Source organism: Tenacibaculum maritimum NCIMB 2154 (assembly GCF_900119795.1).
GTDB lineage: Bacteria > Bacteroidota > Bacteroidia > Flavobacteriales > Flavobacteriaceae > Polaribacter > Polaribacter maritimus.
On sequence record NZ_LT634361.1, the window covers coordinates 167,690 to 184,990 of the forward strand.

Sequence of the window (17,301 nt, forward strand, 5' to 3'; positions counted from 1 at the left end):
TAAAAACGATGCTAAATAATATCACTCATTTACAACCTAATATCTGGAAAATTATAAACCAATTATTAGTGAAAAAAGCAATTAGTGAATTTTCTCATGAACTCATATTAGCTCCTGAGCTTGTTCATAAGAAAAATAATTGGAGTCTGTATGAAATAACTTCAGATAATGGCGAGTCCACGTATCACTTTAAAGCTAAAAAGTTTTTATTAGATCATTGGCATATAGACGCTAAAAGTATATCTAAAATAAATAGATATTCTGAAGAAGAAAAAGTAGATGCATTGCAATTTATTGTTGAGTTTAAAAATACATTAGGAATTTCAGATACATTTTTAGGAACTTATTTAGAAGAAATAACAAGCACACTTTCTGGAGCAGCATTCAAGTATGCAAATGAAAAGTTTACAGCAATTGAATTAACGGAGAAAAACTTTCAAGAAATAGAGCATGCACTTACGGAAGGGCATCCTTGTTTTGTAGCAAACAATGGTAGAATAGGATTTAATATAGATGACTATCATAAATACTCGCCAGAAGCTAACGTTCCTTTTAAAGTTTTATGGATAGCAGGTCATAAAAAATATGCAAACTACACAGCTATACAAGGATATGAGTACGAAAAATTATTAGTAAGTGAGTTGGGAGAGGAAAGGATAAAAATGTTTAAAAAAGAGCTAACAGATAGGGGGCTTTCTTGGAAAGATTACGTATGTATGCCCGTACATCCTTGGCAATGGAAAAATAGAATAGTGCATGTTTTTGGAGCAGATATAGCGCAGCAGAATATAGTAATGCTAGGAGAAAGTGACGATGATTTCTCAGCACAACAATCTATTCGTACCTTATTTAATGTATCAGAACCTAAAAAATTATATACTAAAACAGCATTGTCAATTTTAAATATGGGGTTTGTTCGCGGACTTTCTCCATATTATATGCAAAGTACTCCTTACATAACAAAATGGATCACTGATTTGTTGGCGAAAGATAGTTATTTACAGGATAATGGCTTTACAATGTTAGGGGAAATAGCTACGGTTGGATATCGCAATCATTACTACGAAGTATTAGGAAAAACGAACCCATATAATAAAATGCTTTCCGCATTATGGAGAGAAAGCCCTTTTACCAAAATCAATTCAAATCAACGCGTTATATCAATGGCTGCTTTGTTGCATATTGATTATTCAAATAACTCATTATTAGCGTCATTAATTGAAAAATCTCCTTATGACGCAACTATTTGGGTGCAACGTTATTTAAAGGCTTATTTAGCTCCATTGCTTCACTGCTTTTATAAATACGAGTTTGTATTCATGCCGCATGGAGAAAATTTAATTTTAGTATTAGAGGAAAATACTCCAGTATATTCATTAATGAAAGATATTACAGAAGAGGTAATTGTATTCAATGATGACATGTATTTGCCAGAACACGCTGATAGATTATATACGAAAACATCTGATAAAATGAAGGTTTTGTCAATTTTTACAGATGTTTTTGATTGCTTTTTCCGATTTATGGGGCCACAATTAGAGAGCTATGCTGGTTTTTCAGAATATGCTTTTTGGGAATTGGTTTCAGAGTGTATTTATGAGTATCAGAAAGAACACCCTGAATTTAATCATCAATATGAACGATATGATTTGTTTGTTGAAGAATTTGATCGCTGTTGCTTAAACCGACTACAATTGCAAAACACAAAGCAAATGTTAGATTTAACAGCTCCTATAGAGAGTTTAAAATTAGTAGGAACTCTTAAAAATCCATTAGCTAAGTTTAAAAAGAAGGAGAAAGTTTTAGAAGCAGTAATACAAAAAGTTTAAAATGAGTTTTGAAATTATAACTAAAATCATACGTGATCGAAAAACGACATATGCATATGATTTTTCAAACAAAAAAATAGATAAAACTATTTTAGAAAGTTTGATAACTAATGCTTTATGGGCGCCTACACATAAATTAACCCAGCCATGGCGTTTCGTAGTGTTGGAAGGGAAGCACCAAGAAGATTTAGGACGTCATATGGCTGAATATTATAGAGCCTTGTATGATGAAGAGGAATTTTCGAATGAACGTTATGAAGAAACTAAAGAATATGCTAAAAATGCAACATTATTAGCATTAATATTTCAGCCTAGTAAGCGTGCCCAACTGCCTGAATGGGAAGAAATAGCGGCAATATCAAGCGCGGTGCAAAATATGTGGTTAAGCTGTACTGCTTTAAATATAGGAGGCTATTGGGATACTGCTGAAGCTACCATGAGCTATGGGAAGCAAATACAGCTAGAAGAGGGAGAAAAGTTTTTAGGAATATTTTATATGGGATATTTAAAAGAAGGAATACCCAGTCCAAACCGTAGAAGAAAACCATTATCCAAAAAATTAAGTTGGGACTTTAAAGAATAAGAAGAATGAAAGCAAATAACAGAATAAAATCAATAGATTTTGTAAGAGGAGTTAGTGTGCTATTAATGATTCCAGTACATGCCATGATCGTGTATGCTACAATGGATACATGGAAGCATACTTTATTAGGAAAAGTTGCACAAGTTTTAGAAAAAGGAACGCCTATGTTTTTGGTAGTCATGGGGCTATCATTTGTGTTTTCTAGTAGGTTAAGTATGCAGAAGATTTTTAAAAGAGGAATCAGTGTTTTATCAAAAGGGTATTTACTAAATATCTTCAGATTTGTGATTCCTATTGTGTTTTTAGGCGGTTTTCCTAAGGCTTTTATTGAAGGGAGTGGATTATTGACCTTAGGAGATCCTTATAATTTGGTGTTTTATACATTACTTGGAGATATATTACAGTTAGCAGGTTTTTCACTAATCATAATGGGAATTATAATCAAGTTCATTAAAAATAAATATGCGGCACTTATTTTAGCAATGTTAATTATTGGTTTATCAAAAGGGTTAAGTGGTTTTAGATTTGGTATTGTAGGGGTAGATTATATATGTGATTTGTTGTGGGGGAATTCTTATAATGTTTATTTTCCCGTATTTCCTTGGATGTCGTTTATTTTAATAGGATTATTTTTTGGAATGTGGTACCAAGAAAAAGGGAATGATATTCGTTTCATGTTTGATAAAATATTGCCTTTTAGTATTGGCTTTATTCTTTTAGGAGGTTTTTTATGTTACTATGATTACCAATATCATTTTGGAGATTACTACCATCTAGGCCCTGGAGGAACAATTATTTTAATGGGAATTAACTTACTTATAGTTTGGTTAGGGCATATTTTAGTAATCCGAATACCTCACAATAAAATATTCTCTATTTTTTATTATTCTAGTAAAAACGTTACTTCTTTTTATTTGATACAGTGGGTTCTAGTGTATTGGGGAGTGCTTTTATTTGGTTATTCAGAGGAAAAAAGTCAGGTAAAATTATTACTTATTATCATAGGAATTACGGTATTAACTTTTATGATTCTTTTGATAAAAGAAAAGGTAGAGCTTATGATTGGTTATAAAAAATCTAACAAGAAAGTTATCGCGTAAAGTATGAGAATGAGATGTTTATTAATAGTAGCTTTTTTATTATCAATAATAAAAAGTCATGCGCAAGAGAAGTTGGCAGGAAGTTATGGATTAGATCCTGTTGTACAAAGTTTTTTAGAAGAGATACATACTTATAAAGGGCCTCCATTGCAAGAGTTATCTTTAGATTTTGGAAGGGAAGCTATGGAATATATGCAAAAAGATACTACAATTACATATGATAAGGTTTCTTTTGAAAAGGCTGTTTTCAAAAAGAAGAAGAATGAAGTAGCCGTTGTTATTGTAAAACCTAAAGGAGCAAAAAGAAAGCTACCAGCGCTTGTTTACTTTCATGGAGGAGGTTGGGTGTTTAATAGTTTTGAAACTCATAAAAGATTAATGGCTGATATTGCTTTTAAAGCAAAGGTAGCGGTTGTTTTTGTTGAGTATTCGAGAGCTCCAGAAGCTACTTATCCGATAGCAAATGAAGAAGGTTATTTGGTAACATCTTTTATAGCTAAGCAAGGAGGAAAATATGGACTAAACCCTGATAAAATTATAGTAGCAGGAGATAGTGCAGGAGGAAACATGGCTACTGTAGTAGCCATGCTAGTCAAAGAAAGAAAAGAACTTAATCTTTTAGGACAGGTGTTATTATATCCAGTAACAGATACTAATTTAAATACAGGTTCATACGAGCGTTTTTCTAAAGGTCATTACTTATCAAGAGCAACGATGGAGTGGTTTTGGAAAGTGTATGCTCCAAATAAAGCATTACATTCTTTAGGAAAAATAGCCCCGTTAAGAGCCAGTATAGAGGAACTGAAAGGTTTGCCTGCTACATTATTGATTACTGCTGAATATGATGTTTTAAGAGATGAAGGAGAAGCATATGCAAAAAAGATGCGAGAAGCAAGAGTTCCAGTTATATCTACTAGGTATGGAGGAACCATACATGATTTTATTGTATTAAATAAATTAAGAAATACAGAGGCATCTAGGGCTGCATTGGCACAGATATGTGATTTTTTGAAAAATAATTTTTATAAAGAATAATAAAGATGGATATATTATTTATTGAATCTCTTATGAAAAAGCTAGAGCATATGAGCGTAATAGTGCTTGTATTAATGCTTATTGAATGGGGCATATTAATTGTTACGAATTTTGTAGAAAGTAAAAAAGAAGGGGTCGTAAGTATTGTGTCTTACTTAATTCAGAGCATTCCTTATTTTTTATTGTCGAAAATAATGATTGTAGGAACTATGTTTTGGCTATACGAGCACCGCATTTTTAATCTTGGATTTGAGTGGTATATATGGGTTCTTGCTTATATATTGTATGATTTTACAGTGTTTTTTATTCATTATTTAGGGCATAAAGTTCGAGTTTTATGGTGTATTCATGGAGTTCACCATACTGCGGAAGATATGAATTTAACAGTAGTTGCTAGAGGATCTATATTTGATGTTTTTTTTACTCCTTTTAATTTTATTTGGTTACCTATTTTAGGGTTTCATCCATTTATGATTTTTGTAATAGAGCCAATAGCTAGGTTATATGCAACGCTAACTCATGTAAATGAAAAGGTTTTAGGAGGAAATAAATGGTTAGAGAAAATACTAATCACCCCATCTGTTCATAGAGTTCATCATGCAAAAAACCATATTTATTTAGATAGAAATTATGGAGAAACGTTTAGTATATGGGATCGAATTTTTAAAACTTTTCAAAAAGAATTAGATAATGAAGAGATTTTATATGGAATTATGCATGATAAATTAAATAGTGAGAACATCTGGGACGTACAGTTTTTATTATGGAAAGAACTATGGGTAGATGTTAAAACAGCTCCTACATTTTCAGCAAAAATAAAATATCTTTTTAAGCCCCCAGGATGGAATCATATTGATGGAGGAAAAAGAGCAGGAGCATATCGTAGAGAAGCTTGGCTGGATAGAAATAAAACTATTACCCAATAAATAAGGATCAATTTGTTTTGAGAGAATTAGGCGAAATTATTTCTTGTTTACGAAATTCTTTTGGCGTCATTTGTGCATTCTTTTTAAAAGCAGCAGTAAAATGAGTAGGGTTTTTATAACCTACAATATCAGCTATTTCATAAATGGGTTTTTTAGTGTGTAATAATAACTGTTTTGACTTTTTCATACGTAAAGAATTAGTATAACTAAAAATTGTAGTGCCAAATATTTTTTTAAACTCGGTTTTTAACACATACTGATTTAGTAAAACTTTTCGAGAAAGTTGTTGTATGGATATCTGTTCATGGATATTTGATTGAATGATAGCCTCTACTCGGTGTATTTTTTTTAAAATGCTATCGGATTTTTTCAAGTCCTTATTCTGAAAACTTAGCCGCTCATGTAGGAGAGACAAAACTTTAGATTCTAAAAAAATACGCTTTAGTAACCCTTTTTGAGTGTTTAAAAATAATTCAGACGCAATTTCCTCCATTTTAGGAGTGAGTTGTTGTACTGATTTTTGAGAATTGTCTTTTATCTTATCATTACTTAAAAAAGAATGTAATTGGTGTTTTTGAATAAAATAATTATGCATTTCTATTTTAATTTCCTTAACAGGCTGATTTTTATAAAAAACAAAATTTCTTTTTATATCATCAATATATGAGAAGTAACCATTGTTTTCTTTGATAGAAATAAAGTCATTTGTTTCAATAGGAGAGATTTTAATTGCTTTTTCACCTTCTGTTAAAAGAGAAAACTTTAAAGAGTTGCTATTGTTTCTTTCGGTAAATGAAACCTCTTTTTTAGGATTAGCATCAATAAGGTTGATTAATAAACCATCAAAATAATAGCTAATAATGTTACCTTCTCCATAAGTACTTTCTAATTGATAAACAGATGTTTTTAAACCACAGTTATTTTTTGTGGTTTGGTGTTCTAATAGTTTCTTAAGTTGGTGTCCTTTATTAACCATTGTAGTTTTCATAGGCAAATACTAAAACAGGTAAGTCAATAACTTACCTGTTTTTTATCCATTTATATATATTGATAATTAAGAAGATACTAGCAATGGCAACTAATAATAGCATAAAGATCTCCGAAATATTTCCACTTTCATAAGCTATGGCTTCAAAAAGATGATATATATTATACAAACCGGCAATAATTGCCCATACAAATGAAGATAGCCTAAACCATTGTTTGGAAACCTCTAAGGTGAGTAGTCCAAAAAACAGGCACATTCCTTCAAATAAAATACGATAAACATGGTGTGCCATTGGAGCTGCTCCAGTTGCTCCTTCCATGATTAAAGTTTCATTGTAGTAGATATTGAATAAACCATACATATGGTGTACAATCCATCCAATAGCTAAGAAGATCCAAAGTATTACAATTTTTGTTCTCATTGGGATATAGTTTTTAGTTGGTGTTTTGGAAGTAATTACTTCCTTATTAGTATTTGTATATAATTCTTTTTTATAATTTATAGGATGCTTATTGAAGGCACTTTGTAGTTGCTTTTTAGGTGTTATTTTTAAATAAGCGAGTAATGAAGTCGAAGCAAGAATAATCCATAACATATCAATAGTTAAAATATCAAACTGTTTTGTATTGTAGGTGTTCCAAATCCAATTTCCTGAAACAATACCGCTTGATATAGGAACCAAATAGCCTAGAATAGCACCTGATAATAATGTGAGTTTATTGGTAAAATAATTATCTCTTTTAAACCTCAAGAAAATACTAGCAATTAGCCAACAACCAAAGAAACCATTATACAGAATGGTCATTTTTTGCGTGCTATACGCTTCTGGTAATAATTTTATAACTAAAAAGAATAAAGCAATTATAGGAAATAGTGATAAACATATAGCGAGGTAAACATGACCTATTTTAGCAGTATATAATCGTTGCTGCAATGTCATACTCTTCTTATTTCTGGCTTCAATCCATATTAACACCCCCGTTATAATCACAAAACAAGTAATAAAGGCAAGCACAAAATAAATAGCTTTTACCCAGATACCGCCAAAATTAGCAAAATGCAAACGACGCATTGAGTGTTGAATGTTGTTAGTATATTTGATTTGGTTGGGGGCATTAGCAGTAGTTATTCCTGTACTAAAATCATAAGAAATAGTTCCAGAACTTAAAAATTGATCGTCACTATTAAGCGCACCAACAAGTTGATATTTCATATTAGTACCCCTATAGTTTTTAATGGATACATATTCTAGATTAAAATTTTTCCAGCGAGTAGCATTTTGTATAACAAATTGATTTACGCTAGGCAATTTTCTTGTGGTTTTGGCAATCCATTCGGAAGAAGTACGATTTGGTAGCAAATCGTTCATTAATTTACTTTGGTTACCATTGTATAAGAAATTAGCAGGTATAAGTACTAGAATACTTAAACAAAAATAAGTACCTGTAAGAGCAAATATAAATTGAAAAGGCAGTCCGATAATTCCTAGGGCAGTATGAGCATCTGTCCAAACACGTTTTAGTGCTATTTTAGGATTAAATTGGTAGAAGTTAGGAATAATTTTTTTCCAATGAACAATCACACCTGTTGCTATTGCAAATAAAAAGAACAAAGAAATAATCCCAGCTAAATAGCCTCCTATATATGGAATTTGAGAAAAAAAATGGAGTCGATATAGAAATTCACCTAAACCATATTTTTCTGTATAAGTAGCAGTTTTTCCAGACTGAGTATTGATGGCTAAATACGTTAGGTATTTAGCTGTTAAAGGGATATTTGCGGTATCTTTGGCAGGATTAATTAATACATAGATATCATCTGTGCTTCGCGCTAAATTAAAGCGAATATCTCTACTGGTTAAGTGGTTTTTTTCGGATAATTTATTGAGCAAAAAGTCAAAATCAATTTGCTCTTTAGAAATACTTTTAACTTGGGATCCTTTATCCCAAACATCAATTTCATCTTTAAATAAAGCAAAAGCGCCCGTAAAAAAAATAACATACAGAGCAACGCTAATTACGATTCCACTTACCGTATGTGTGTTAAAAAAGATATTATAATTTCTTTTACTCATTATATAAATGGGTTTTGTTGATTTCCAGAATAATACAGTACATAAAAGAAAAGAGAAATTAAGATGTATAAGCCCCAAGCTTTCCAACCATTCTTAAATAAAAAAGGAACGATTAAAAGAACTGTCCAAACAATAAAGTAAGTGTAAATAGAAGTAATTAAGACTTCTTTAGGACGTGGTAACCATAAAGCCAAGCTCATATGTAATAAAGCAGTTATGATATAACCTCCTAAAATACCCGCTGATATTTTAGCAAATTGTTGCCAAGGTGATTTGTTTAAATACTTTGAATTTGCAGGCATATTAAAAAATAAATTCAGTTATTATTGAAATTAAAATGAATAGAAAAAACAATTTATAATTGATAATTTGCAATGGTTTGATAAGTACTAGAAGACTTAGAATTACCATTAAAATACTTAGTTCAAAAAGAATCCCCCCAGTAAGTCCAAAAATGGAGATATTAAAGAATAAGGCTATTGATAAACATAGTATTCCAATTAATTTTGAATATAAAGTATGGTTGTACAACCAGTTTTCTAAAGTAACGTTACTTGCTGCATTTTTTTTTGATGTGCTATAAAAGCAAAAAGCACCAAAAAAAGTAGCTGTTATAATTAAACTTGTCATTTTTATTTATGCTAACGGTAAGTCTCTAAACAACAATGTTATTTAGAGACTTACTGGAAGTTATTTTATACAGGGTTTATTATTAAGCATCTGTTTTTAACTTGAATATCCCTTTTAAACTTTTTGCATCAACTTTAGCTCCCTTTTTAGCAGAGGCACTTTCAGGATCAACAATATACACACGAGTTTCTATGGGGGTGGTTACACTAATATATACTTTGCCATTTTCTATAAAGGCAGGAGTTGTATAACGTTGTCCGTGTGGGTTAGGAATACCGGCAATATCAGTTACTGTTTTATTATAAAAATCAATTACGACCATTTTTAAGACATCGGTTTTTAAAAAAGCACCCCATTCATAAGCCCCAACCGAATCATCATTAATAATTCTAGCAATAGCTTTTCCATTGCCAATATAGCTCATCCAATAAACCTTACCTCCATTAGGAGCATTTTCAACATCAAAGAAGTAATCATTATCAAATTCTGTAGTATTATTTTTGATTTTCAAGATAGCTGATGGTTTTATTGCAGAGGTAAAACCAGCACTTAATGCTGAAGAAGAATAAGAATACAAATCTCCGTTTTCTGTTTTTACAATACCAGTATTATGTCCGTTAATACCTATTGGACTAGTTCTAGTATCATAAATAATTTTTTCAAACTCGAAGCTAGGGTATGAAAATATAGCAATATAAGCTCTTTCTGTGTCAGGAGTTTTATAAGAACCATCAGCAAGCCATTTATGATAAGAAACAAATAACTTATTTCCTCTCTGCACCATGCCAGTTACCCAAGGAATAGATCCTGGATTTTCTTTAGTTCCATCTCCCTTATCAATGTCAATATCATGCGCTATAATCCTTTCTACTTTTCCTGTTTTAGCGTCAACAATATGAAATCTTTTTTGTCCCAAACCATCATAAGATAATTCAACAGCAATCATTTTACCATCTTCTGTACTGGCGTAAGAATCCAATGTTTTGTCAAAAGTGAATTTTGATTTTTCTTGTAAAACCCCTTCTGTACTAATCTCATAACTTTTACAGGTAACGTCTTTTGAATACCCAGCAGTAAATAGGGTATTATTAGTTTGATGGAAGAAACGCCATCCTGTTTGTGGGATTCCTTTATTTTTTACGTTGATTTCTCCAGAAGTCAATGCCTCTAAAGAAGGAAGTTCTAATATATAGTCAATAGGTTCTTCTTTACCTACTGGATTTGCTTCAAAAGCAACAACATATTTCGTGCTAGATTTCTGGGGAGGTGTAACTACATTATCTTCGCTACAACTAATTAAAGTAGTTGCTAAAATTGAAAAAAAGAATATTTTTTTAAGCCAAATTGTATCCATAGTGTTATTTATTATGTTCATAATTAAAATTTGTTTTAAAACCCATATCTGAGTTTTAATTGATAAGCTCTTCCTGGTTGTTGTATTTTAAAATTATCGTATAGTTTTTGATCTGTTATATTTCTGATAGAAAAAGAAATATTGTATTTTTTTTGAGCAGTTGAATAAGTTAATGCTATGTTTTGGGAAAATTGTTCAGGAATTATTTCTCGGGTTGATAGTGCTCCTTCTACATAAGAGTTCAATGGATATTTATCAACATATCTAGCATTCCATGAGCAAGTTAATGTGTGATTATTACGAAGGAAGTGATTGAAAGTATAAGCAAACTTGATGTTACTGAAAGTTAACGGAATATTGGGGGTTTTTATGCTTTCATTTTTATCATTTAATTCAGTGATGCCTTGCTTAGTAGCGTTGAAAGAAAAGAGCCAATTTTTATAGTTGATATTTATGCTAGATTCAGCACCAATGATCTTTCCGTTTTTTTTGTTCAGGTATTTAGAGTAAATAGCTTGATTTCTTAATAGAATCAAATTTTTTACATCTCTATAAAAGCCATTTGCATTAATATTTATTCTAAGACTATTATTCCTATCATTGTTAAAGATAAAACCTATATTATAATTATTACTTAGTTCAGGAAGCAATGTTAGGTTGGGCAAAAGAAAATTACCATTTCCTAATAATTCATACCCCTCAGGAAGTCTTAGAGCCCTTTCAAAAGAAATTTTTCCTCTTAGTTTTTCATGAAAGCTATAGGTTAAAGCAAGTCCAAAACCAAGTTTATCAAAAGAATTTTTTACTGCTTGATATTTATCGGGATCTGATTCGTTTTTGAATGGATCGGAGAGAGTTCCTTCGGTGCTTAAATTAAAGTATTTAGCGAATAAAGAAGACTTTAAAGAATTGTCGAATAAGCTTACATCATACGAGATGCCTAAGATATTTTTATCTAAAATATGAGGAATGGTAAAAGGAACCCTTGCTTGTGCTATTGAATTAGCTCCTTTTCGAGTTAAATAGTTTTTGTTATAGTTTAGGTTTAGTTGTTGTTGAGCCGTTATTTTATAATTTAGATAAGAATTGACACTATGGGAATTGTCGTATAAGGTAAATAAAGATTTATAGCGGTCAACTTCTCCTCTTCTTAAGTCTAAAGGAAGTAGCAAGTCTTGGGAAACAGCAGGTTTATACCAATAATATATTTTAGAAACAGTATCTATGAGTTTAGAAGTTCTTTTAGTTAAGGAAGCATATAAGTTTATAGAAAGTTTGTCTTTTAAAATACCTTTGCTGGTATAATTGATAGAAGTTTGTTGTAAATTCTCTTTGGTTAGAACGTTTCCGTAAGGCTTTTGTGGGTCTAAAGCATGTTGTATTTCATCTCTATTCGAGGAGAAAGTAGCTCCTAATAGGAGTCTATTTATTATTTTTTTATCAAAAACGCCGACTTGAAGGCGAATCATATTTGATTGATACGCATCATGGAACCGCTCAACATCATCTATAGTTCCTAAATTATTACCAAATTCGTCATTAACATTTATATCATCAATTTTGTAATTGTTGTCGGAATAGTTGTAAAAAGAAGAAAACTTAGCAACAAAACCGTTGCTACTATCGTAATACTGCCCTAAAAAAGAAGCAATATGGGTATTAAAAGAACCAAGGCTATAAGAAACATCTAAATAGTCTGATTTTTTTTGCTTTGTAATTATATTTATAGCACCTCCAAGAGCATCAGAGCCTAAGTAAATAGGAACGACTCCTTTGTAAATTTCAACTCTTTGTATGAGGTTAGGAGGAAAGTTATTTAAGGTCATTGAATATCCTAAGTTCTCCATTGGAATATTATCAATAAAAAATTTAATCTGCTTTCCAGAAAGACCGTTCATTGAAAACTCAAATGAGGAACCTAAACCGCCATTACTTCTAACATTGATACCCGAAAGTCCTTTCAATGCAGTATTGAGGTCAACGCTTGAGCTCTTTAAACTTTTTTCACTTAAAACAGCAATGTCGTATGTTTTTTCTTTTATTATTTCTACCTTTGATTTAGCGTTAACTTGGATATCATCTAGGTTAATAGAAGCATCGATTAAATTAACGTATAGATTTTGAAATTGTTTCTTAATAGAAATCGTTTTATTATCAAAACCCATATAGCTGAATTCTAAAAATTGCGCATCTTCAGGTACTTCAAGTTTGAAGTAACCCTGTTCATTAGACAAGGTTCCTATTGTAGCGTTTTTTAAAGTAATATCAACTCCCCAAAGAGGTTTGTTTTCTGAATCTTTTACAAAGCCTGTTACTGTTTTTTGAGCAATTATTATGTTAGTAAACAAGATTAATACTATAACAAAAGTACTCTTTTTCATTGTTTATTTAGATTTAATAAAAAATACAAAACAAATATAAAGATGTTTTTTGGAGAATGAGTATTTATTTAGATTTATTTTAAATAGAAACAAAAAGTAACGCTATTTAAAAGAAACAACCCCAAGTATGTATATACTCAGGGTTGTAAAATTCAACAACAATTCAAATTAATTAACGTAAATCAAATTAAAACTTATAAGATAGTGTTCCTAAAAATGCTCTTGGTGCTTGCGCATTTACGGTAGTCCATCCTTTGTAATATACTTGATCTGTTAAATTATTTACTTTAAAACCAAGGGTAAATTTTTTAGCATCATAATATATACTAGCGTTATAAATGGTATAGCTAGGTAAGGTAAATGTTCCAGCGGTAGCGTTGTTCACTGTTAAGTGTTCTGACGCCCCGTTAAGCCCTGCTCCAATTCCTATGTTTTTCAAAAAAGAATCTTCCTGAAATTTATAGTCTGCCCAAAAATTATAAGTCATTTTAGGCCCTGCTTCTTCAGGTCTTCTTCCTTGTAATTCAGTTAATAAAACACCTTCTATAAGAGCACCAGCTTGGTTCGTTCTTTTAGCTTTCTTACTATATGCATCAGTTATTTGACTATCATTGTAAGCATAAGAAGCTCTTAAGTTTAAACCAGTGAACGGATTTGCATTCATTTCAAGTTCAACTCCTTTACTCACAATTTCTTTTAGATCTATTTGGGTAGTGGCTAGAAGTGCTTCAGGATCCGTAGTTGTTTTGTTATTTGCAATGATATGGTAATAACTAGCTCCTAAATTTAATCTATTATTAAATAAATTAGTTTTAATCCCACCTTCAAATTGTTTTGCTTTTATAGGTTCGAATATTGAAGGTTCGGTATCTCTATTGATGATAGGATCTACATTGATAAAACCTGTTTGGTAATTACCAAATAAAGATAGTTTATTTGGTATGGGTTGATATACAACACCTGCTTTTGGAGATAATGTGGTTTTTGTATAATCGTCTTTTGTAGTTGATTCTCCTCCATTTTGCTCGAAGTGATCTAAACGAAGCCCTAGATTAATGGTTAAATTTTGTGTTATATTTAGCACATCCGAGATATATGCAGCGTAAACTTTGGAGTTTGTTCTATAGTAATTAACAGGAATTTGATTAAAAATTTGATCTAAACTATTTCTGGTTGTTGCATAAGTTGCACCAGGAGTAAAAGTTGAATTGATAACAGTTCCTTGTGGAGTTAAAAAGGCATCAAAATAAGGCAAACTATTAAACCCGTTAGCTATCTGTTGTCCAGTAGCTTGAAGGATAGGAACAACGCTATCAGGTATAGCAGGGTTTACAGATTGAGGATCTGCAAAGAACCCTAATAACTGAGGAAAGTTTGAAGATTTAGTAATCGCTGGATTTCCACTTTGATTTTTTGAGAATTGCGATCTATTAACGAAATCTAAACCAGCAACAAAACGATTTCTTAGGGAACCAATTTTAAAATCACCTATAAAGTTTTGTTGTATATTGTAATTAGTTGCGTTAGCATCTCGTTTTTCAAAAATTCTTGTAAAAGCTGGATTTTGTAATAAAGAGGTAGCTTCTAGTAGCATAGGTTGAACTAATGGAGCTAAAGAAGCCAATCGAGGATCTTGAAGAATACCACCTAATTGTAACATTGCTATAGCACCTCCATCAATATTGTATTGATAATAACCATTAGCTTCGGAATAACTACTAGCAAAAACAGATTGAGAGGTCCATTTGTCAGAAATTTTATAGTCAATAATGGCTCTTGTATTGAACGTAGGACTCGTCAAATAAATATCATCAGAAGTAAAAGATTTATTAGGATCAACGTTTAATTCATGGATGTTTTTAGGAACCTTTACATTAGGAATGCCTAATGAGTTTAATCTTGCTTCTCCAAGTCTGTTAACAAATAGCATGGAAGGGTTTGTTTGTCTAGTTCTAGCATATTCAAAACCGAAAGATAAGTTTAAACGATTATGTACTCTATAAGAAACAGATGGTGCTACAAAGAATGTTTTCTTAAATCCAGCGTCTTGAAAGCTATCTTGAGTTAAGTAAGAAGTATTCAACCTAAAATAAGGTCCCCCTTTTTCAGATAAAGAAGTATTGATGTCAGCAGAAACTCTATGCGTACCAAAAGAACCAGCAGTATAAGAAACACTTCCTCCAAAACCTTCAAAAGGCTTTTTAGTAACAATGTTTATCAATCCCCCCAAAGAGGTAGAAGTACTTCCAAATAAAGTAGCGGAAGGACCTTTTACGACTTCAATTCTTTCTATATAAGAAGGATCAACTGCACTTAAGGTAAAACCAGGCATACCATCAACAAGTTGAGGTTGGGTAGCAAATCCGCGAGTAGAAAAATAGCCAGTTCCTTCACCAGGAGCTCTACCAGTGGCCTCCCATAGTTTGCTAATACCTGTAGCGTTATTTAAAGCATCATCAATATTTGTTACAACCTGTGATGCTAATAATTTCGAAGTCACAGTAGAATAAACTTGTGAGTTTTCTAAGTCTTTTAAAGGTAATTTAGATACATAAGCAGTTTTTTTACGAGAAAATTTGTTGTTTTTGGAAGTAAGAAAAACTTCACTCAAAATTTCATTTCCTTCATATAAAATAATTTCGGACAGATGCATAGGCGCGGTCACTAGAATTTCTTTTGTCTTAAAACCTATGTAAGAAAGAACTAAAGTGAATTTTCCTTTTGGAGTTTTGATGTTGAATGTACCATCAAAATCGGTTTGTACCCCCTTTTGATTTTCTTTCAATACAACGTTTACCCCCACTAATGGGTTTTTGCTATTGTCAACAACTTTCCCCCTTATAGAGCTTGTTTGAGCCATAGCTCCCATCATAACAAGCAATAAAATTGTGGTACTAAGCAATGTTTTCATTTTGTTTTATTTAGATTTAATAAATAATTATTGTGCAAAGGTATTCTTCAAAAAATCAAAAACAAATATTATTTAGATTAATTTAAAATAGTGATTAAAATTCTCTACAAAAGAAGGTTTTTAAATAGAAAAAATTTATTCGCTATATTTGTTAACTAATTTCATTAGAGAAGATATGAAGGATAGCTCTTTTGACGACTTACTTATACTATTGAAATATCTCAATAAAAGGAATCCAGAATAGATTGGTTAATGTCCGATAGTATTAGAATATGCAGTAATTTTTTAAGTGCATTATAAATTATAATCTAAAAACATTAATAATTATGTCACGTTATCACACCTTAGGAAAGATTCCAAGAAAAAGGCACACAACTTTTAAAAAAGAAGATGGAAGTCTATATCAAGAAGAGTTATTTGGTACGGCAGGCTTTGCTGGAATGTCTTCTTTGTTATATCATATTCACCCGCCTACCGTTGTTACTGAAATAAAAAATAAAGGTGCCGTTGCTCCAAAAATAGGGATAGAAAAAAATATGAAAGCCTTAAGTTTTAAAGGTTTTTCATTAGAGCCAGAAAAAGATTTTTTAAGCAGTAGAAAAACATTATTTGTAAATAATGATTTGCATATAGGGTTGGCTGCTCCTAAGGAATTTTCTAAGGATTATTTTTATAAAAATGGAGATGCTGATGAAATGTTGTTTATTCACGTAGGTAGTGGTACTTTAAGAACAAACTATGGAAATATTCCTTTTGAGTATGGAGATTACCTGATTATACCTAAGGGGGTGATTTATCAAATTGATTTTGATACTGAAGATAATCGTATTTTATATGTAGAGTCTTTTGACCCCATTTTTACCCCTAAAAGATATCGAAATAATTTTGGGCAATTATTGGAGCACTCACCATTTTGTGAGAGAGACATGAAATTGCCAAATAATTTAGAAACTCATGACGAAAAAGGAGCGTTTTTAGTGAAAATTAAGAAACAGGGAATCATGTGGGAGTATGTTTATGGAAATCACCCTTTTGATGTTGTTGGTTGGGATGGATTTCATTATCCATATGCTTTTTCAATACATGATTTTGAGCCTATAACAGGACGTATTCATATGCCTCCTCCTATTCATCAAACATGGGAGTCTTCTGGTTTTGTGGTATGTAGTTTTGTTCCTAGATTGTATGATTATCATCCAAATTCTATACCAGCTCCATATCATCATAGTAATATTGATTCTGAAGAACTATTGTACTATGTAGATGGTGATTTTATGAGTAGAAATAATATAGAAAAAGGACAAATTACATTGCACCCAGGAGGAGTTCCGCATGGTCCGCACCCAGGTGCTATAGAAAAAAGTATTGGTAAAAAAGAAACAGGAGAGTTGGCAGTAATGATTGATCCTTTTAAACCAATGTCTATTACAGAAGATGCTTTAAAATTGCAAGTAGAAGATTATCATAAATCCTGGATTTTATAGCAAAGT

Annotated in this window: 13 protein-coding genes; 7 read left to right on the top strand and 6 right to left on the bottom strand. The window is 31.3% G+C overall.

What is annotated here, in order from left to right:
- The first annotated feature begins 8 nt into the window (after positions 1-8).
- The 5 genes from MARIT_RS00835 to MARIT_RS00855 are packed head-to-tail and all read left to right on the top strand — an operon-like array spanning position 9 to position 5,473.
- A complete protein-coding gene (locus MARIT_RS00835) occupies positions 9-1,829 on the top strand; it encodes an IucA/IucC family protein (RefSeq protein ID WP_024740343.1) in 1,821 nt (606 codons plus the stop codon).
- A gap of 1 nt (position 1,830) precedes the next feature.
- Positions 1,831-2,412 (top strand): nitroreductase family protein, encoded by a 582-nt coding sequence (locus MARIT_RS00840; RefSeq protein WP_024740342.1) that lies wholly within the window; start codon positions 1,831-1,833, stop codon positions 2,410-2,412.
- Positions 2,413-2,417: 5 nt separating this feature from the next.
- Positions 2,418-3,512, top strand: coding sequence for a heparan-alpha-glucosaminide N-acetyltransferase domain-containing protein (locus MARIT_RS00845; RefSeq protein ID WP_024740341.1), 1,095 nt, complete (start codon positions 2,418-2,420; stop codon positions 3,510-3,512).
- Positions 3,513-3,521: 9 nt separating this feature from the next.
- On the top strand, positions 3,522-4,547 hold the full coding sequence (locus tag MARIT_RS00850) for an alpha/beta hydrolase (protein WP_051398809.1): 1,026 nt from the start codon (positions 3,522-3,524) through the stop codon (positions 4,545-4,547).
- Between the two features lie 5 nt (positions 4,548-4,552).
- Entirely contained in the window at positions 4,553-5,473 is a 921-nt protein-coding gene (locus MARIT_RS00855) for a sterol desaturase family protein (protein WP_024740339.1), read from the top strand.
- A gap of 7 nt (positions 5,474-5,480) precedes the next feature.
- Here MARIT_RS00855 and MARIT_RS00860 read toward each other — a convergent pair whose 3' ends face one another.
- The 3 genes from MARIT_RS00860 to MARIT_RS00870 are packed head-to-tail and all read right to left on the bottom strand — an operon-like array spanning position 5,481 to position 8,837.
- Positions 5,481-6,461, bottom strand: a complete 981-nt coding sequence (locus MARIT_RS00860) for a helix-turn-helix domain-containing protein (RefSeq protein WP_024740338.1) — start codon at positions 6,459-6,461, stop codon at positions 5,481-5,483.
- Between the two features lie 31 nt (positions 6,462-6,492).
- The gene (locus MARIT_RS00865) at positions 6,493-8,535 is read right to left on the bottom strand and encodes a PepSY-associated TM helix domain-containing protein (protein ID WP_100210522.1); all 2,043 of its coding nucleotides are present in this window, start codon (positions 8,533-8,535) and stop codon (positions 6,493-6,495) included.
- Complete coding sequence (locus MARIT_RS00870; protein WP_024740336.1) at positions 8,535-8,837, bottom strand: hypothetical protein; 303 nt, start codon at positions 8,835-8,837, stop codon at positions 8,535-8,537. Before MARIT_RS00870 ends, MARIT_RS00865 begins: the two co-directional genes overlap by 1 nt.
- A gap of 152 nt (positions 8,838-8,989) precedes the next feature.
- Between MARIT_RS00870 and MARIT_RS16020 the strand changes: the two genes are divergently transcribed.
- Entirely contained in the window at positions 8,990-9,118 is a 129-nt protein-coding gene (locus MARIT_RS16020; protein ID WP_262509608.1) for a hypothetical protein, read from the top strand.
- Positions 9,119-9,247: 129 nt separating this feature from the next.
- Here the strand turns inward: MARIT_RS16020 and MARIT_RS00880 are convergent, their stop codons facing one another.
- From MARIT_RS00880 to MARIT_RS00890, 3 genes are all read right to left on the bottom strand, one after another.
- Positions 9,248-10,540, bottom strand: coding sequence for a DUF4374 domain-containing protein (locus MARIT_RS00880; protein WP_231975173.1), 1,293 nt, complete (start codon positions 10,538-10,540; stop codon positions 9,248-9,250).
- A gap of 14 nt (positions 10,541-10,554) precedes the next feature.
- Positions 10,555-12,900 carry a TonB-dependent receptor gene (locus MARIT_RS00885; protein WP_100210524.1) on the bottom strand — a complete coding sequence of 782 codons (2,346 nt, stop codon included), beginning with the start codon at positions 12,898-12,900 and terminating at the stop codon, positions 10,555-10,557.
- A gap of 187 nt (positions 12,901-13,087) precedes the next feature.
- Complete coding sequence (locus MARIT_RS00890; protein WP_100210525.1) at positions 13,088-15,811, bottom strand: TonB-dependent receptor; 2,724 nt, start codon at positions 15,809-15,811, stop codon at positions 13,088-13,090.
- A 326-nt stretch (positions 15,812-16,137) separates the two neighbouring features.
- Between MARIT_RS00890 and MARIT_RS00895 the strand changes: the two genes are divergently transcribed.
- Positions 16,138-17,295 carry a homogentisate 1,2-dioxygenase gene (locus MARIT_RS00895; protein WP_024740331.1) on the top strand — a complete coding sequence of 386 codons (1,158 nt, stop codon included), beginning with the start codon at positions 16,138-16,140 and terminating at the stop codon, positions 17,293-17,295.
- Positions 17,296-17,301 lie beyond the last annotated feature (6 nt).